This is a genomic window from Niallia circulans NBRC 13626, from assembly GCF_001591585.1.
Lineage (GTDB): Bacteria > Bacillota > Bacilli > Bacillales > Cytobacillaceae > Niallia > Niallia circulans.
The window spans coordinates 45,392-60,934 of the sequence record NZ_BCVE01000026.1; the positions used below are offsets into that span (position 1 = coordinate 45,392).

A 15,543-nucleotide genomic window follows, 5' to 3' on the forward strand; every position below is an offset into this window, starting at 1 on the left:
GGCAACATGCGCATTTTCCTGCGATAATTGGTTCTGGCGGATTTAGATGTGATTCGAGAATCATGCCGTTTCACACCTCCGCTATTTTTAAATTTTCGATTCCCGTTTTTAAATGCGTCCATTTTGTAGCTAAGTCTTTCGCAGCCACCCAATACTCCGAAATGCCGCGATTGTCAAACAGGTACACGTCGCCATTCAGCACCGCAATGAACATGTCGCAATCATTGGCGTCGTAAGGCTTGCCGTTATTCTTGCGTGCGTTACATACGATTTCGCCGTTTCGGTCGTCACGAACTCTTGCGCTCTTAATTTGAATCGTGGTCCATTCCGCCGATCCAGGCGCTCGGGCTACGAGGTCGAACGGTTCGGGCGCCACCGGTTCACATACCTCCCATCCGTTCGCTAGTAACGCCGTTTGCGCAAGGAGTTCCGAATGGCGACCTTTCGTAATAGTTTCATGCGCCATTATTCCGCCTCCAATGCTTCTGCTATGCTATACGCAATAATTAAAATCATAGGTATTAACGCATCTACCAGCGTGATTGGTTTGTCTGATACGACGAGTATAACAACGTTAATTGTCCACATTATTGCGATTAATATATTTAAGATTCGGTACACTCGCAATCACCTCCGTTTAAAATACGTCCGTTGGATTTACTTCGCTTGCCTGCGCGCCTGCACCAACCGTTAAGCCGATCAGCGAAATGTCAAAGCCCGCCGCGACTAAGTTTTCCGTTTGTGTCTTTTCGTCCGCTTCGAACAGTAAGCCTTCGAATAACTTAACGTTAAATTCTTTGCCGACGAACTTTTCGAAGTTTGCGCGTTCTTTGTCCGTCAAGTCGTCGTCCATATCAAGCACCGGCGTAATCGTAATTTTCGTATCCTGCCTTGCGCCTGTCTTTTCGATTTCAAACGCAACTTTATCGCGCTTGCCATCGAATTTCACTAGCGCAGCCTTGATGATTTCTTCGAATTGCTTCTTCGTAAAGTCCAGCACGATTTCCTTGCCGACTTCTAAATCGATGAAGCCAACGGCATACCGGCGCTTCCCGCTGTACTTAAATCCTTCGCTGCTTAACGCTTTGTATTCCGCGCTTTCCTTGATCGCTTTTACTTCCGCTTCGTCCGTTACGTCTTTAACCATTTCGTAAGCCTTATCGTAGTAATACTTTGACGCTAAGTCCCACGGCGTATGATTCGCTTCGACGAAGCCTTTTTCGTTGCGGTCTGACGGATTCTTTGCGATAAACGTATTCACTTTCTTAAACACGCCATATCCGTAGTAGCGCATTACGTTTTGCAAACCGGTTAGTTTTACTTTCAGCGATGTACCGCTCGGTAGTTTTGCGAATTCACCACCGCCAGTTGAACCGCCTCCGCTTGCGTTTGTTTCTTCGATTGCGTCCATTCCGAATTTGAATTGACTCATTAAATCGCTCCCTTTCGTTTTGTTCGTCTTTCGACGTAAGTCGAACGCTGGATTGTTCCCGCGCCCGCTGAACCGCCAAATTCTACGTAGTAACCTTCGCAATCAGCCCTGCTGTTCTCGGTCGCGGGGAAAATTGCGCCGGTAATTTGACGGTTTAGCCGACGCGGAGTCGACCTCGTATATCCACCGCAGACAGTTGCCTAGACCAATCTCCGGAACATATACGATAATTAATTTACGGCGCAGTAATGAACGTGGCGGAATCGAACCGCCGACCTTTTCCGGATAAGCTTGCTCTACCACTGAGCTAACGTTCCTGCACCGACCGAGCATAGCGTCCTACGCCCGTCGCAAAGCACGAATCTCTACAGCCGAAACCAAACCGGCAATTAATTGCGGCAGCTTGGCGACCACTTTACCAAACGACTGTCTTCGTACTCTCCGACCGGCGCAGTTTTACTTTCCGCCAGTTTTTAAACGCTCCACTATGTCGGCGAACATTTCGTTATCGGTTACCATTACGTATATAGAGATAATAATAAACGCAAGTGTAATGATATTTAATTTTGCTTCGAAAAGGATATCTAATATAAATCCGATTAACACTCCGATAGTTACTGCGATTTGAAACGCCTCAGCTAATATTCGAATATTCATTTGGCACCAACCTTCGCATAACTGTTTCCGTAAAACGCAACGTATTGTGCTTCGATTTCTTTGCGTCTGCGTTGCGCTTTTAACTTCGCTAAATCGATTACGTTAGTTTTCATCGCTGCCAGCCGCCTTCCATACCGTTGCGATTATTGCGATGAAGTATATTGCGAATAATAATGCAAAAAAGTTCATCCGAGGCGCACCGCCTTTACAACCGGATAGTCGTGCTCGCCCGTACCTTCGTATAGACGTACCGGATCTTGTGCAATTCGTTGAAATTTTTTCGCTAAATAGGTTTTATCGCCGAATAATCGGGCATATTTATTAGTAGACGGCTGATATGCCGAATTAGATTTACGTTTCATAGTAATGCGAACCTCCGTTCTCTCTTGCGGAATTTGTCGAAACTTGTTATGATTACACTATAGTCAATGGTTACTAAAACTTTGACTTTCGTGTATAATAAAACCGTGGTACGCCACACGACACAGTGCCTAAGTGCCGTGTAGTCCACTAATTTAAAGCGCAACTAAATAATCGCGGTGTGAACCGTATTGTTTAGAATCGAATTTGCTCGCCAGCTTTTCGAGTTTGCGTATCACCGTTGAATGATGCAGTCCTAAGCTTTTACCGATTGCCGTCGGTGTAGGTTTCGGATGTTTCAAGAACGTTTTAACTACGCCAATAGTTAATTCGTCCGCGTCTTTCAGCAAGGAGTCGATCAGCGCCAACTGGTCGGCTTCTTTAATTTCGCTAATTTCTAAGTTTGAGGATTCGTCTTTGATTTCGAATAACTTTCCGTCATCCGATTCTAGTTGGTGTATTTCGTTCTTCAAGCGATTTCCGTTTTTTAGGTAAACATCGCGTCTTGCTCGCCAAATACTTCGTTTTAACAAATTCGTAAAGTTTCCTCTTCCATCATACACTTCGATACACCTTAGTAGAGTATCTTCGTATATTGCTAACGTCTCGTGTTCGTCTGATCGTATCGACTTTGCTACCGAACGAAGCCCTCTCCATTCCGCTGAAACGATACTATATATCTCGCCAAAGATAATATCGCAATGAGTCTCTTGGTAAGAAATAACTAACTTATTTAATTTTTCGTTTTTATCCAATTTAATACTCCCCTTTCATTTACATATAATAATAAGGTTATTAATGAAGTTTCGCGCAGCTTTTTTTTAAAAAATTAAATATTTACTTCTTACCGTTATATTACAACAATTTCCTTTAATTCCCTTAGTTTGTGACTGATTTTATTTTCTGAAAATAGTTCACATAAGTGAACATAAAAAAAGTCCAATGGGGAATTGGACTGTTGATTTATTATTTATATTAGCGGTTATCAGCCTCCCCCGATACCTCCACCACCGCCAGGAATGTACATAGGTGACATTACTCCCGACTCTACTTGACTGCTCTCTTCTTGAGATGTAGGATCTGTTTCTTCTGCAGAAACTACTGGTGCTGTTAATCCGATAATAATTGAAAGTGTTAATAGTAATGCTGCTATCTTTTTCAAGTTATCTTCTCCCTTAAATAATATTTAGACTACTTAATAACGGAGAAACGATTTGTTTATGGGAATCATCTAAGTAACTTAAAGGAAGTTTAGCGAATAATTTATTACCCGAATTTAGTAATTTCCCAATAGATTTAACTAGATAATCTGTCGACCCTAACGCTAGACCTTTATAGCACTCAAAGAATGGATCCCCTTTATCTTCTATACCTTCTAATATCTCTAAGGCCAAATCCGTTTCACCAATCTTCGCATAAAAATGCGCTTGTTCAATCTTAGACGAATCTTTAATTTCAGTTTCGGTATTTACTCCCCAAAAAGTACGTAAAAAAGGATAGTCATTTTCTAATACATACATTAACTTATCCTCAAGATTATACTCTTGTAAATAACCAACATATTCATCTAAGTATTTAACCGCCATTTCGTAATCTTCAAAGAAATACGAAAGGCTCATATTATAATAAGCGAAAAAGTTGAATCTCGCGCATGTTAGTGGTGAAAGAATTAAAGAATTTAAATAAAATCTAGCTTTCTTCTCTTCTCCTTTTGCAAAAAGATACACATTTGCTAAAATCTCATTTAACCTCAATTGAAATGTCTCTTTTAAATAATCATTCATTTTCTTACTTTCTAAATTTAAAGTAATTTCCACAGACATCTCAAGAACCCTTTTGTAATGACCTTTCTTATAATACAAATATGCAACTAGTATCTTTTTAAAAATCACCATGTCATACGATTTGACTTTAATGCTATTTAATTGCTTTTCTATATCTTTAATTGATAAATCTTGAGTTTGAAATTTATAGGCGATACTATACACTTGATGCCACTCTTTACAGGTTGTATTCGATGTATCCATAGTCTTCAAAGCTTTGCCTAACTCATCCAATAAACCATTAATAGATAAATACTCAAGCGAAAGCCTTGTGTTTTGTTGTTGTCTCTCTACGATAAAAATTTCTATCGCTTCGATCATTAACTTTTGCTCGTTATTTGGATTCAGAAATTTAAGTGATTTTAATACATTATAGAAAGATAAATCATTTTTATAGTTAAAAAACTTCGAAAATGTACTATGATGAACATTAATATTTGCTGCTAACTCGGTTGAATTAATATCATATGTAACGCGTTCCATTTCTGATAATAAGAGTCGACGAAGTGGCATATTGTTTATCTCCTTTGTTTTAAATTAACCTAGGTAGGTAGAAATAATTACAAATATCTGTTATATTTATAGTATACTACAAATGTTCATATATGTGAACATTTTTGTCCAAAAAATTAACGGAGGTGTAAGATGATTAGTTATGACCCCTTATTTAAAACTTTAAAGTTTAGAAATTTAGTCATTAGTGATTTAAGGAATAAACCTTTACATCCAACTACAATTGCTAAAATTAATCGCGGTGAATCTATATCCCTTACTAAAGTTGATGAACTATGTAAGGTTTTGAATGTAAAAATACAGGATATAGTAGAAATTATTATAGAAGATTAAATCAATTACATAAATATGAGGTGAAGCGCCACGAAACGGGTCGGAAGGTGCTTGATCGGCGACTATCGTAAGCGTATGAAACTAACGCAAACACAACTCGGCGAACTAGTCGGCATGGATAAGTCCCGCGTATCGGATTACGAAAACTTGCGCTACGTAATGAAAGTCGATACCGCGAAACCATTTGCCGATGTATTCAATTGCTCCATCGAAGAACTTTACGAATGGGTCGACGACGAATCAAGCGACACGGAAGGGTAAGCGAATTAAAACATTACTTACCCGAGGCGCAATGTACTCAAATTCACGTACAAAGAACTACGACCTTCCGCCCGAGCAACCGCATCCCTCAACGAAGCCACTCCGAACTTCATCAACGCCTCATTCGCGTCCTTCACCCGCTGATCCACTCGCACATGTCCGATTCGCACTCGCCCTTTCAACGCCTGCTCTATTTCCGCTCGTAACTTTTCGCCAGCCTTATCGTTATCCGTTGCGATGAGTAATTCTTCGATTGGCGACGTTAAAATTAAATCGCGCTTAAACTCGTTAAAACTTGCCCCGCCAGTAGCCAGCGCATCGTAGCCAGCAACGCGCCAACTTAACGCATCAATCTCTGCCTCGCAAATTAATGCGGTCTTGCCTACTCGGTCGATTCCGAATAGCAACTCACGGATTGGCCACGCTCCTTTCGCATACCAAAACACCTTGCCGCGTGTTTGGCGATACTTTACGTTCGCAAGTCGGCCGTCCGCTTGTCTCCACGGTATCACGACCGCATGACTTTTCGCATCGAACTTTATTCCTATTTCCGATTGGAAGTTCGCTCCAATTCCGCGCGACTCTAAATACGAATAATCCTCGGCGTATTGCGCCAGGAACTCGGCACCCAACGCTTGCCTAATGCGCTGGGGCTTTACGTGTATTTTGCGCAATTGGATCGGCGCATTTTCGTCGGCTGCAAACGGAGCATATTCCGCCAATAAATAGTCTTCCGTTTCTTCCGCCGTTTCGTTGCGCAGGAATGCGAGTAATTTTACAAGGCCGCCGCTGGACCATTCGTTGTCATAGGCGCCGCTGTCGTGGAAGGTGCCCGCCGGATAGTCACCGTGTTGTTCGAGCCGCACGAAAAAGCTAGGCGTTCGATCATAGCGAAAAGGACTGGCTGCGATTAACTTGTCGCTGGACCAATTCGGTCGAGTCCATGCGAATTGTTCGAGTTCCGTACGTACGTCAATGTCAACCGGTTGATTGCGTATATATACCTCCGCCAATGGTAACGCCTCCTTTGTAATAAACTTGTAATAATATCTTACAATAACAGTACACATGTACGCAATAGAAATGTTCGTAATAGCGAATTTTGTCGAATCTTAGTTTCGTGCTATTCATTAGTTTTCTTATAATCATCTGCACATTCTTTACAACAAAACACTTTTCCATATTGTTTGTAATCAAGACCTAACAGGGTTAAAACTTCACTTTTGCAATATTCACATTTAGTACCATCAGAAAAATTCATTCATACCATTCCTTCACAATAGTTATCTACTTCTTATTTTTCAATTTATTTTCATAACGTACAACTACCTCACATGCCCTGCAATAATAACTAACTACCTTTCTGTCCGGGTATTCTCGCCCGCATCTTTTGCAAATCTTCTTTTCCATAAACGCTTTCTCCTAAAATGCAAATTGTTTCGCCGCTTCCTCACCGGTTGGCAACTCTCGCAACACTCCATAATCGAATAATGCCGTCAATTCCAAGCGAAAATCCTCTCCGCCATTACGCCCCTTTTCGATACCTAACATCGCTATATGCTGCTTCTCTACGCTGTCAAATCCGATTAGATTCGTCGCAATATCGAGCAATCGTTTCGATGTTTTCACTTGGTCACGCGTCGGCATTTTCAACTCGCGTTCGCCAGCATCATCGGTTTGTTTTTTCTCAACGGTCGCCTGCACGGTATAAAAGCCAACGACATCATGATCGCCGATTATCTGCTCGAATCTAGTTGCCGCATATTCTGCCGCACCGCCAGCCGTTTTGTTTGCGTTCTTTCCATATACATCAGTCAGTCCGTAGAATGGGTCGATAACAACCGCATCCACTCCGCCTTGCATTAATTCGCGTTCTAAATCGTCGAGTGTTCTCGTTAATTCCTTTCCGCTTTTCCCTTGAAAGAATAACTGCCCCGGATAATAGGAATCCAGCGTGTCAATCACTTCTATGAATTTATCGCGAACAATATCGTCTAAATTTCCGCTAAGGATTTTCTTGTTCGGAATTCCTACCTTACGCCCTAATTCGTCGACCAATAACTCGTCGGTTGCCGTTGCGATAGATATTAACCTCGCAATAGAAACGTATTCCTTTACTTCGTAAGATTTCCATAAAACTTTCGCACCTTGACGCAATAATGAGTCGATGATTTTTGCGCTAAGGTATGATTTACCGCGACCTGATTCGCCCATGATTCCGTAAATGTCGCCGCTGAACCATCCGCCAATTTCCTGCGTAAGTCCTTTAAACGGCGTGTCCCAACGCTTGGCGGATTTCCCTTCTGCGCGCTTTTCATACTCCGCCTTGACGTCCGATTTAATTTCGGTCAGCGTTCGGCCAATTGATTTTCGAACACTTGTTCTCATTATAGCCGATGATAGGTCGTCTTGCAACCACTTTAGCACGTCAACTCCGTTCGGAATTTCTTCGAGTTTCTTCGCTAGTTCGCCGCTATTTACAAGGTCGATTATGTGATTTTTCGCTGCTTGCCCTTTGATTTTACCCGCAAGATATTCGTATTGATCGCTGACCATTGGCGTATAATTGAACGACGGGCATTGCGCCACCACGTTCGCATAGGAAGGTGCAGCGCCGCCGTTTTTCGCCGAGTAGTCCGTTATGAATCGATAGGTTGCCCGCTCGCCGTCCGTTGTCAGGTCGCGTTCGGTGATGCCGTACTTGACGAGTGCTTGCGGGTTATTTTCGTCGATGATTTTCGAAAATAGTAAGTTTGCGTGTTGACTCATTTCGTCAGCTCCTTTCGGTTGCTTATCCGTTTATCAGTACTTTATAACAAGTGATTATTCTTGGCAATACCGCCTAAATCGCTGTCCTTAATATCCATTGTTTACCAGCTATTGTTCTTATATGAAAGTATATTGTTCCACCATTAGATTTCTGTTCCACTCACCCCAAATCACAGAACTAGGCCAAATATCACATTTTAATATTTTTTTTTATTCATCGTTTGATTTCGCATATCTTCTTCAATTCCGCTTCCACTTCCGCAATCTTTGCCGCATACTCCTGTTCGCCAGTCTCCGCGAACTTCTTACGATTCCAATTCGCAATATCCAGTAAGTTATCGATTTGGTCGGCGCGTTCCTTTCGGGCTGCCTTTCGCCTTTCCGCTTCCTGCGCTGACAATTCCCTTGCGGTCGGCTTGCGTGGTTCCTTCGGTTGTTTCCCGTACAGCATGCGCATCTCCTCCATTCCTCTATTAAACTCTCGCTCAATAATCTCGCTTTCTCTTTCGGTTAATGGCGACATGTAATCCGTCAAGTCAATCGTCGGCTGTCCGACCGTGGTTAAATATTCATCCGCGTTGGCTGCCGGCGCAACTAACGTTAAATCTTCGACGTCTGCTTCGAGCCATTCCAGCGTAAATGCTCCATGCAATTCGTATACCATTTCGGTCCATTCTTCGTCGGGATATTCGTAATGTTCTTTGCGTCGACCATCTACGACGAATACTTGCGGCCAGTAGCCAGCGACACGGACCAAATCGCCGAAGTTAAATTGCGGTTTCTTTTCGTTGGTCATTCGGTTGCCTCCTTATCGTTGTAGCTATAGCGTTTAATAATTCATTGAGACTTACTTCGACTGCAATACGACTATATGTGAACGAATCAATTACTTCTTTTCTATGACGGAAGGTTTCGCCGACTCCCAATCCAGTTTGAATCGCGAATTGTATTAAGCATTTTCGTTCAAACACTATATCCTTGGTCATTCGACGGACTCCTTTCTGAACGTTGTGGAAATCGGAAACACCTCACGCCCATCATCGTTTATTATTTTGAATATTAGTTGGCTATGTGACGGATGAACTTGCGTAACTGTGTATGTCTTTCCCTTCGTTGTTCCGTCGGGGAAACCGCACCAAGCCACCGCGATTAATTTGTCGCCTACTTTGATATCCCCGTTCTTCACTTTCGCATCCCCCTTTGCGATTTCCCTACGAACCCCAACTCGGCACATTGATCGCGCATTCTATCGTAAAGCCTCGCGTCAAATACTCGTTCCATTTCCACCAATGGCAAGTTCGAAGTGTACACCGTCGGCAATCCGTTCGTCACACGCGCATTAATTACTGCATGTAAGTCGCCGCGGAATGCCTCGGTTGCATTGCGGACACCAATATCGTCGAGCACTGCGAACGGCGCCGTCTTAGCTGCTTGCATTTGGCGATAATACTGACGGCTTGCCTCTTCGCCAATGTCGGCCGGAATGTTGCTGCGGTTAAACTCGTTGAACAACGTTTGCCAGGCGTTGACATCGAGCATATAAGCCGGAAGAGAACGCGCCTGCCTACCGCGCTTTAAACTTCCGATATAATGTTGCGTTAAATATTCATTCAAGATCGCGCTTGCTGTCGTCGTTTTACCCGTGCCAGGACTTGCGCTGTAAAGATAAAGCGATTTTATGCGGTCGCCAGTCACATCATCGAATTGCCGTTCGAATGTTCCTACGTATGCCTCCACCGATTTATATACTTTCGCTTGTTCCGCTCTTGCTGGCGAATTCGCTACCGTCACGAGTCTATAATCGTTGGGCACTCCACTCGCTCGCAGTCGGCTGTTCGTCGCGATGAAATGCGGGCACTGGAAATTGCACGATTTGCCGTTCGCGACGGTGCAACGGTCGGCTAATACGCATTTGCTTGCGTGATCGTTCGTTGTCATTCGCTCACTCTCCTCTCTTTTTCTGCATAACATTCATTTACATATCTGATATAATCTTCTTTTGACATATCGTTTTCCTTAGCCAAATAGTCAATTAGTTTATCGAACTTCACAGTTTCAAGACTGTATCGGGAATTGTAGGATTTAAACCACTCGAAAGGGTTTTTATCACCTTTAGACCTATTTAAAGTATCTTCTATAAGAATCATATTCTCTTTTACTGAACCTACTTTGCCCGTAGATAACGTAATGAAATGATCCCAAACTAAATTGGATTCTGCACCGCTCAACGCACACTTCCCTTGGAATGAATCTAAAATATCGCCTAATTCATTTTTAGTGATGGTCGCTGGCAATCCGAGATGTTTAGCTCTTTTTCTATGTTGAATCGCAGCCATTGCTAAAGGATTTTCTCTTGCCCACTTAGCAGAAGCATTTCTGCACTTATCGTAGTTTTCGACACGATATTTTTTATGACGTGATTTTTCTTTATCTTCATTAAGTTTCCTGTAAATTGCTTTTGCAGAACTTTCGCAAGATTTACATCTGGCATTTCGACCACCAACCCCTAATCTGTTTCGATAAAAATCGAATAAAGGTTTTGTTTCGTTGCAAACAGTACACATTTTAGCATTGAATAGGTCACCATCTATATATAACTTTACAATTTTATGCGGGGAACCTGCGGGCAATATTATTCACTCCAATCGATTGTTAAATATTCGGCAGGCACGTCTAAACCTAATGCACGGCGCAACGCTATTGCACGCCCAATATGAACGTTAAAGCAGTCGGTCGGCGCACACTTGGCGATTCCTTTTGCTCGAATTTTACCGCTACTGACTCCACGCAGGAGGCAGACAACCGTACGCTTTTCTTTATTGACGATAAATTCAACGTTACATGACCACGGATCCCAACTATTCGGATCGTTAACGAAATATTGTTTACCGTTTCCTTTCGTATTTTTAAGACCCACCACATCGCGCTTTGCCTGTTCGATAATCTCATCGCGTTGTTGCTGCGGGGTTTTTAACGCACGTCTTGCCGCATTCCCTAATCGGTTTAATGCTTTAGCGATTTCCTCTCCGTTCAATTGAATCGAATGCCCAAATTGAACTACCGTTTCCTTTTGCGATTTGATTACAACTTCCGCCTGTGCCTTCGCCTTAATTGCGTCCAGTAACTCTTCGTATGAGTAGTCCGTTAGTTGCTTAGTTTCCATTTCGTTTTCCTCCTTCGGATTAACTTCCTCGATAATAACTTCGTATTCACAATCCGCTACCCCTGCGTTTACTCCTTCGAATTGAACGAATACACTCTCTACGCCTAAGCCTAACACTTCGCCCACATTTCCGTTTTTATACCGATGTTCCCAATCGTATTTATTCGTAATCAATATGCGTTCGCCTACTTTAGCCCTGCGTTTAACTGTGCGAAATTGTTTCATGCGCTTTCCTCCCCGATAATAACTTCGTATTCATCCTCTAAAATTAGCGCATCTTCCGAGTACACTCCGTAACTATCCGAATCTGTTACAGTCAGAATATCGCCGTCATCATAACGCGTTTCCATAAATTGCGCATGCGTAATTAGAATACGCTCTCCAACAAGAGCTTTACGTTTTACTGTGTGAAATTCTTCCATCCCGCTCTCCTCCTATTCGTTTGGTGCATATGTCATGTCTTCGTCGTATCTTTGATTCGCCTTATTCCAAATTTCGTCATTATCAGCGTTATTTACTTCGATGAACAAATAAATCAATTGCAAAACGTAACTATACTCTTCCGCCAATTTATTAAATTCCGCCTTCTTTTCCTCGCTTAAATCATCGAAAGGTATTACGTACTCATCTTCCATCCCGCTCACCTCCACTCGTTTTATTTTCGGTTCCTTATGCCTAGACGAATTAGTCCTACCGTTCCTACTGCACCGGTTATCACGCCAGTTAAAAATACGAATATGACCACGCAATCACCACCAATCTTCGCTAATTTCTTCGAATTTCTGCGCCGTTTCCGCCTCGCGCTGTTCCCTCGCCACCGACGACTGTGCCGGCTGAAAGTTGCGATCCATATACGAATACATGAACGTAAATGTCGGGTACGGATATTCGTCCGGCTTGTTCGTGCGATATTCCGCCCAGCATATTTCGATGAATTGACGCAACACCGCATTACCGTATCGCCCTTGCGCCTGTTTCAGCATGCCACGTTCGCGCGCCCATCGCGTTGACTTAGCGCCTCGACCGCCCGGCTGATAATCGGCGTTGTAGCGTTCGGCTGTCGTTTCGGTAATAAATGCGATGAATGTGCTAACGTTCCAGTCGGCGATATTTCGTGCGCGCCAGTCCGTTGCGGGCGGTAATTTCGGTTTAGTCATCGCTATCCCACCCTTCGATATATTGTTCGAGTCCATAATGCGAATATTTATTAATTCGGTACTCTAATTCGGATAGAATTCCGAAATACTTTTCGTTTACCTTTCGCAATCTTTCGACTTCGGCAATGAGCGCTGGGATATCTTCGCGAGCATGTGCGATGAATTCCGCATCAATACTTCTATCTGCGAAAGCGATTGCGTCTGTAAATCCGCTACCAATCGGGTCTTCACGAACTATATCGGTATTGTGTGTGACAGTCCAGGCGCCTAATGACGCCTTTTCCGCGCGTTCTTTTATTGCGTTGAGTTGTTCCGTTGTTAACATCGTCATTCCTCCTCACATAAGACGTGTAATACTTTTCGCAATTCAGTTTTGCGAATACTAAACGTACTTCCGTTGTGGTGGTTAATTTCGATAAAGTCGCAATCATCTTCAAACGTAACCTTATCGTCCACCCAATCGGTATGTTGTTTCGTTGTCAATTCGATTTTAATGTGCATTTTACCGCCTCATTTCCGTTTGTTTTAGCCGCCGAGACTTATTGTATTCCGTGCTATTCATCGCGTCTGTATGCGCCACACATAGCGTGTGAAGGCTATGAGTTGATGCCGTCGATTGTGATTCCGAGAATTTGTATCGCTTTGTGAATTCCGTCTCTCTCAGCGTGTCTAATTAACCAAGAATGACTGGCGGCAGGTAGTGTATTCATTTCATCCGATAATTTATCGTAATACTCACGCAATTTATCTTCGGGCGATTGCTCGACTTCGTATCCGTTGATTAGTGCGCTCATGAGTAAGTCAACGTTCTTTTTACCGGAAATTTCATAGGCGAATGATTGGATATCCGTTTCTAGCTGCGATTTTGGTGTTCCGAAAATTATGCGGATAATCGAATAGTTATCTCGTCCCTCATTTCGCAAAGATTCGATTGCGTTGGCTACTTCGCGTGGTAGCGTTGGTTTTACGTTGGTCATTGCGATTCCTCCTTTTAATAATAGGTTTCTATGTTGTCGCACTTATTACAATGAATGTTGATATATTGTTCGTATTCATCTGAAAAGCAAGAAAATTGTATATCATCGGCTCCACATCTCTTGCAAGTTATCTCAAAACCCAAAACAAGAGATTGATCTTTACATGTGTTCATTTATCACACCTCTTATCGCATGTTTTTTGAAGTAATTATTTATGCAATATAAGACTCGCAACAAATAGTGATTTTCTATTTGGTGCAATTATTTCTTGTTAAATGGATTTTGTTATATGGTTCTTCTTACTGTGTGGTTTACGTCACACGATTTCTTACATATACATCACACGGTCTACTATATCAGCGTCACACGGACTGTCTTCTTGCGCTCTATTACCGAACTGAAAACCGCTTTCTCTTCCGATTAAATATCTGACTTGCAAGTACGTTTTCTTAGTCGGATGTTTCGTTTGCTCTTTCGTAACTAATGGATGCCCATTCCAGCGAAAATCACATAGTGACTTAATTCGCCTGTTCACCGTTTCTCTTCTTACGTTAAGGTGTTCCGCTAGTAAATCTTGCGATGGGAAACATTCGCCGCGATCGTTCATGAATAACGCCAAAGCAGATAACGTATGCCATCGTTCTGCACCTAACGCTCCCATAAGACCGCTAGTTAATGCGTGTTTATGAAACTTTACGTAAATATCTTGATTAGTCATTTCGTCCTCCTTCCGTGTGACTTAACGTTCTCAATTAATAATACCCGCGCCATTTTAAAGTCGCGCAGTTTTGCGGAAAATATCTTCCGTGTGACTCTCTACTTAGTTTGACGCACCTGAATAACTTTTCGCGCACCAATTTCGAAATTAACTTCCGTGTGATTTACGCTACACTATATAGTAAGGATACCGAATCAATCTAGCGCACTTTTTACGCAAAAAAAAATAACGCCGACCCTCCGTAGAGAGTCGACGCTAAATTAAAATAATTTTTCCAACGGACTAAACCGCTTGTGACTTTCGAATACATCCGAACTAAACAGATTCACGTAATTGCGCACCATTTCGAGCGAAGTATGTCCGAGCACCTTCTGCAACGCAAATACATCGGCGCCATTTTGCACGGCCATCTTTGCGAATGTATGCCGAAAAGTATGCGGGCTACAACGCACATTCGTTATATTAGCCATACGACCGTATTTCGCAATCCTATTCTGCAACTGGCGAATGGTAATCGGCTTATTGTCTACGGTCACAAATAACGCCTCATTTACGACGTCTCCGCGCACGGCAAGGTATTTCTTCAACTGGCGCTTCATCGTCGCTTGCATAGGTACCAGGCGCTCCTTATAACCCTTTCCGTTAATAAGTATCTGCGAATCTTCCCAACGAATATCCCTTACGCCAATGTCCGTGATTTCACGTACCCGTACACCTGTCTCAACGAGTAACATTAAAATCGTGTAGTCGCGAAATCCCGTGAACGTTTCTTGATCGGGCTGGCGGAGGATATCCCGTAATTGCTCCCGAGAAAATGTTTCGATGACTTCTTTCTTCGCTTTGATTAACGTCAATTCTTCCGCGGGGTTGACCGCAATCATTTTCTCTTTCGCAAGGTAATTGAAAAACGCACGAATCGCCCTTAATCGCGTATTAATCGTCGTTTCCTTTCGCTGTTGCACCGTCATCATGTAATAAATAACGTTTTCGCGTAACACTTTCAGCGTTATTTTCGAAGGATGTGTCGGTAAGTCTTGCGCTTCCAGTATCGACCGAAACGCCGTAAGCTCATTCCGGTAATACTTCAACGTGTGATCGCTTAGATTGCGAATCTTACAATCGCGCAGAAATAAATGTAGCGACGTTTCGAAATCTTCCGCATGAATTTCCGTTTGTGCCTGCGCCGTTTCGAGCGCGCCTGGATTGATTCGGTTGCTTCTACGCGCCATGTTAACGCCTCGCTTTCCGTAGTCATAATCGTATGCACTACGCAATAACTCGACGTATCGACAAAATCGTACGTAATGAACGAAAAAAAGCGACGTACAATTACGTACATCGCTCGTCATATCAACGTTTGCTATTTCGACAATTGACGCC

The 15,543-nt window shown here is 42.8% G+C and carries 25 protein-coding genes and 1 tRNA gene; 2 read left to right on the forward strand and 24 right to left on the reverse strand.

Going from position 1 to position 15,543, the window contains the following annotated elements:
* Positions 1 to 70: 70 nt before the first annotated feature.
* The 9 genes from BCI01S_RS21695 to BCI01S_RS21720 all read right to left on the reverse strand — a co-directional run bounded on the left by BCI01S_RS21695 (position 71) and on the right by BCI01S_RS21720 (position 4,785).
* The gene (locus tag BCI01S_RS21695; RefSeq protein WP_061801061.1) at positions 71 to 466 is read right to left on the reverse strand and encodes a group I intron-associated PD-(D/E)XK endonuclease; all 396 of its coding nucleotides are present in this window, start codon (positions 464 to 466) and stop codon (positions 71 to 73) included.
* Positions 466 to 621: a hypothetical protein gene (locus BCI01S_RS25450; protein WP_156485480.1), complete on the reverse strand. Its 156-nt coding sequence runs from the start codon at positions 619 to 621 to the stop codon at positions 466 to 468. Before BCI01S_RS25450 ends, BCI01S_RS21695 begins: the two co-directional genes overlap by 1 nt.
* 16 nt (positions 622 to 637) lie before the next feature.
* Entirely contained in the window at positions 638 to 1,432 is a 795-nt protein-coding gene (locus BCI01S_RS21700) for a hypothetical protein (protein WP_061801062.1), read from the reverse strand.
* Between the two features lie 249 nt (positions 1,433 to 1,681).
* Positions 1,682 to 1,749: transfer RNA gene (locus tag BCI01S_RS21705), tRNA-OTHER, on the reverse strand.
* A gap of 139 nt (positions 1,750 to 1,888) precedes the next feature.
* Positions 1,889 to 2,089 carry a hypothetical protein gene (locus BCI01S_RS21710; protein WP_061801063.1) on the reverse strand — a complete coding sequence of 67 codons (201 nt, stop codon included), beginning with the start codon at positions 2,087 to 2,089 and terminating at the stop codon, positions 1,889 to 1,891.
* Positions 2,090 to 2,274: 185 nt separating this feature from the next.
* Positions 2,275 to 2,451, reverse strand: coding sequence for a hypothetical protein (locus BCI01S_RS25455; RefSeq protein ID WP_156485481.1), 177 nt, complete (start codon positions 2,449 to 2,451; stop codon positions 2,275 to 2,277).
* Positions 2,452 to 2,604: 153 nt separating this feature from the next.
* Complete coding sequence (locus tag BCI01S_RS21715; protein WP_061801064.1) at positions 2,605 to 3,204, reverse strand: sigma-70 RNA polymerase sigma factor region 4 domain-containing protein; 600 nt, start codon at positions 3,202 to 3,204, stop codon at positions 2,605 to 2,607.
* Between the two features lie 230 nt (positions 3,205 to 3,434).
* A complete protein-coding gene (locus tag BCI01S_RS25460) occupies positions 3,435 to 3,611 on the reverse strand; it encodes a hypothetical protein (protein WP_156485482.1) in 177 nt (58 codons plus the stop codon).
* Between the two features lie 13 nt (positions 3,612 to 3,624).
* Positions 3,625 to 4,785 (reverse strand): AimR family lysis-lysogeny pheromone receptor, encoded by a 1,161-nt coding sequence (locus BCI01S_RS21720; RefSeq protein WP_061801065.1) that lies wholly within the window; start codon positions 4,783 to 4,785, stop codon positions 3,625 to 3,627.
* 132 nt (positions 4,786 to 4,917) lie between these two features.
* On the opposite strand from BCI01S_RS21720, the gene BCI01S_RS21725 reads away from it, so the two are divergent.
* Together BCI01S_RS21725 and BCI01S_RS21730 are read left to right on the forward strand one after the other, a co-directional pair.
* Entirely contained in the window at positions 4,918 to 5,118 is a 201-nt protein-coding gene (locus tag BCI01S_RS21725; protein WP_061801066.1) for a helix-turn-helix domain-containing protein, read from the forward strand.
* A gap of 51 nt (positions 5,119 to 5,169) precedes the next feature.
* Positions 5,170 to 5,379: a helix-turn-helix domain-containing protein gene (locus tag BCI01S_RS21730; RefSeq protein WP_235844555.1), complete on the forward strand. Its 210-nt coding sequence runs from the start codon at positions 5,170 to 5,172 to the stop codon at positions 5,377 to 5,379.
* A 17-nt stretch (positions 5,380 to 5,396) separates the two neighbouring features.
* On the opposite strand, the gene BCI01S_RS21735 is transcribed toward BCI01S_RS21730, so the two are convergent.
* The 15 genes from BCI01S_RS21735 to BCI01S_RS21805 all read right to left on the reverse strand — a co-directional run bounded on the left by BCI01S_RS21735 (position 5,397) and on the right by BCI01S_RS21805 (position 15,392).
* Positions 5,397 to 6,392, reverse strand: coding sequence for a toprim domain-containing protein (locus BCI01S_RS21735; protein ID WP_061801067.1), 996 nt, complete (start codon positions 6,390 to 6,392; stop codon positions 5,397 to 5,399).
* 409 nt (positions 6,393 to 6,801) lie between these two features.
* A complete protein-coding gene (locus BCI01S_RS21740; RefSeq protein ID WP_061801068.1) occupies positions 6,802 to 8,148 on the reverse strand; it encodes an AAA family ATPase in 1,347 nt (448 codons plus the stop codon).
* 214 nt (positions 8,149 to 8,362) lie between these two features.
* Positions 8,363 to 8,944 (reverse strand): YodN-related protein, encoded by a 582-nt coding sequence (locus BCI01S_RS21745; RefSeq protein ID WP_061801069.1) that lies wholly within the window; start codon positions 8,942 to 8,944, stop codon positions 8,363 to 8,365.
* A complete protein-coding gene (locus tag BCI01S_RS21750; RefSeq protein WP_061801070.1) occupies positions 8,916 to 9,134 on the reverse strand; it encodes a hypothetical protein in 219 nt (72 codons plus the stop codon). Before BCI01S_RS21750 ends, BCI01S_RS21745 begins: the two co-directional genes overlap by 29 nt.
* 196 nt (positions 9,135 to 9,330) lie before the next feature.
* Positions 9,331 to 10,086, reverse strand: coding sequence for a P-loop NTPase family protein (locus BCI01S_RS21760; RefSeq protein ID WP_061801072.1), 756 nt, complete (start codon positions 10,084 to 10,086; stop codon positions 9,331 to 9,333).
* Positions 10,083 to 10,778, reverse strand: coding sequence for a hypothetical protein (locus BCI01S_RS21765; RefSeq protein WP_061801073.1), 696 nt, complete (start codon positions 10,776 to 10,778; stop codon positions 10,083 to 10,085). Before BCI01S_RS21765 ends, BCI01S_RS21760 begins: the two co-directional genes overlap by 4 nt.
* A gap of 2 nt (positions 10,779 to 10,780) precedes the next feature.
* On the reverse strand, positions 10,781 to 11,536 hold the full coding sequence (locus BCI01S_RS21770; RefSeq protein ID WP_061801074.1) for a hypothetical protein: 756 nt from the start codon (positions 11,534 to 11,536) through the stop codon (positions 10,781 to 10,783).
* Complete coding sequence (locus BCI01S_RS21775) at positions 11,533 to 11,733, reverse strand: hypothetical protein (RefSeq protein WP_061801075.1); 201 nt, start codon at positions 11,731 to 11,733, stop codon at positions 11,533 to 11,535. The genes BCI01S_RS21770 and BCI01S_RS21775 overlap by 4 nt, the downstream gene beginning before the upstream one ends.
* A 12-nt stretch (positions 11,734 to 11,745) precedes the next feature.
* Positions 11,746 to 11,946: a hypothetical protein gene (locus tag BCI01S_RS21780; RefSeq protein WP_061801076.1), complete on the reverse strand. Its 201-nt coding sequence runs from the start codon at positions 11,944 to 11,946 to the stop codon at positions 11,746 to 11,748.
* 114 nt (positions 11,947 to 12,060) lie between these two features.
* Positions 12,061 to 12,468, reverse strand: a complete 408-nt coding sequence (locus BCI01S_RS21785) for a hypothetical protein (protein ID WP_061801077.1) — start codon at positions 12,466 to 12,468, stop codon at positions 12,061 to 12,063.
* Positions 12,461 to 12,793, reverse strand: coding sequence for a hypothetical protein (locus BCI01S_RS21790; protein ID WP_061801078.1), 333 nt, complete (start codon positions 12,791 to 12,793; stop codon positions 12,461 to 12,463). Before BCI01S_RS21790 ends, BCI01S_RS21785 begins: the two co-directional genes overlap by 8 nt.
* Before the next feature lie 2 nt (positions 12,794 to 12,795).
* Positions 12,796 to 12,969 carry a hypothetical protein gene (locus BCI01S_RS25465; protein WP_156485483.1) on the reverse strand — a complete coding sequence of 58 codons (174 nt, stop codon included), beginning with the start codon at positions 12,967 to 12,969 and terminating at the stop codon, positions 12,796 to 12,798.
* A 95-nt stretch (positions 12,970 to 13,064) separates the two neighbouring features.
* Positions 13,065 to 13,445 carry a DUF1642 domain-containing protein gene (locus tag BCI01S_RS21795; RefSeq protein ID WP_061801079.1) on the reverse strand — a complete coding sequence of 127 codons (381 nt, stop codon included), beginning with the start codon at positions 13,443 to 13,445 and terminating at the stop codon, positions 13,065 to 13,067.
* Positions 13,446 to 13,773: 328 nt separating this feature from the next.
* On the reverse strand, positions 13,774 to 14,163 hold the full coding sequence (locus BCI01S_RS21800) for a helix-turn-helix domain-containing protein (protein WP_061801080.1): 390 nt from the start codon (positions 14,161 to 14,163) through the stop codon (positions 13,774 to 13,776).
* A 260-nt stretch (positions 14,164 to 14,423) separates the two neighbouring features.
* A complete protein-coding gene (locus BCI01S_RS21805; RefSeq protein WP_061801081.1) occupies positions 14,424 to 15,392 on the reverse strand; it encodes a tyrosine-type recombinase/integrase in 969 nt (322 codons plus the stop codon).
* Between the last annotated feature and the right edge of the window lie 151 nt (positions 15,393 to 15,543).

Bases quoted from the DNA above. Each gene is read 5' to 3' on its own strand.
- BCI01S_RS21695 (WP_061801061.1), bottom strand. From the start codon at position 466: ATGGCGCATGAAACTATTACGAAAGGTCGCCATTCGGAACTCCTTGCG.
- BCI01S_RS21700 (WP_061801062.1), bottom strand. From the start codon at position 1,432: ATGAGTCAATTCAAATTCGGAATGGACGCAATCGAAGAAACAAACGCA.
- BCI01S_RS21710 (WP_061801063.1), bottom strand. From the start codon at position 2,089: ATGAATATTCGAATATTAGCTGAGGCGTTTCAAATCGCAGTAACTATC.
- BCI01S_RS25455 (WP_156485481.1), bottom strand. From the start codon at position 2,451: ATGAAACGTAAATCTAATTCGGCATATCAGCCGTCTACTAATAAATAT.
- BCI01S_RS21720 (WP_061801065.1), bottom strand. From the start codon at position 4,785: ATGCCACTTCGTCGACTCTTATTATCAGAAATGGAACGCGTTACATAT.
- BCI01S_RS21725 (WP_061801066.1), top strand. From the start codon at position 4,918: ATGATTAGTTATGACCCCTTATTTAAAACTTTAAAGTTTAGAAATTTA.
- BCI01S_RS21740 (WP_061801068.1), bottom strand. From the start codon at position 8,148: ATGAGTCAACACGCAAACTTACTATTTTCGAAAATCATCGACGAAAAT.
- BCI01S_RS21745 (WP_061801069.1), bottom strand. From the start codon at position 8,944: ATGACCAACGAAAAGAAACCGCAATTTAACTTCGGCGATTTGGTCCGT.
- BCI01S_RS21750 (WP_061801070.1), bottom strand. From the start codon at position 9,134: ATGACCAAGGATATAGTGTTTGAACGAAAATGCTTAATACAATTCGCG.
- BCI01S_RS21760 (WP_061801072.1), bottom strand. From the start codon at position 10,086: ATGACAACGAACGATCACGCAAGCAAATGCGTATTAGCCGACCGTTGC.
- BCI01S_RS21770 (WP_061801074.1), bottom strand. From the start codon at position 11,536: ATGAAACAATTTCGCACAGTTAAACGCAGGGCTAAAGTAGGCGAACGC.
- BCI01S_RS21775 (WP_061801075.1), bottom strand. From the start codon at position 11,733: ATGGAAGAATTTCACACAGTAAAACGTAAAGCTCTTGTTGGAGAGCGT.
- BCI01S_RS21780 (WP_061801076.1), bottom strand. From the start codon at position 11,946: ATGGAAGATGAGTACGTAATACCTTTCGATGATTTAAGCGAGGAAAAG.
- BCI01S_RS21785 (WP_061801077.1), bottom strand. From the start codon at position 12,468: ATGACTAAACCGAAATTACCGCCCGCAACGGACTGGCGCGCACGAAAT.
- BCI01S_RS21790 (WP_061801078.1), bottom strand. From the start codon at position 12,793: ATGTTAACAACGGAACAACTCAACGCAATAAAAGAACGCGCGGAAAAG.
- BCI01S_RS25465 (WP_156485483.1), bottom strand. From the start codon at position 12,969: ATGCACATTAAAATCGAATTGACAACGAAACAACATACCGATTGGGTG.
- BCI01S_RS21795 (WP_061801079.1), bottom strand. From the start codon at position 13,445: ATGACCAACGTAAAACCAACGCTACCACGCGAAGTAGCCAACGCAATC.
- BCI01S_RS21800 (WP_061801080.1), bottom strand. From the start codon at position 14,163: ATGACTAATCAAGATATTTACGTAAAGTTTCATAAACACGCATTAACT.
- BCI01S_RS21805 (WP_061801081.1), bottom strand. From the start codon at position 15,392: ATGGCGCGTAGAAGCAACCGAATCAATCCAGGCGCGCTCGAAACGGCG.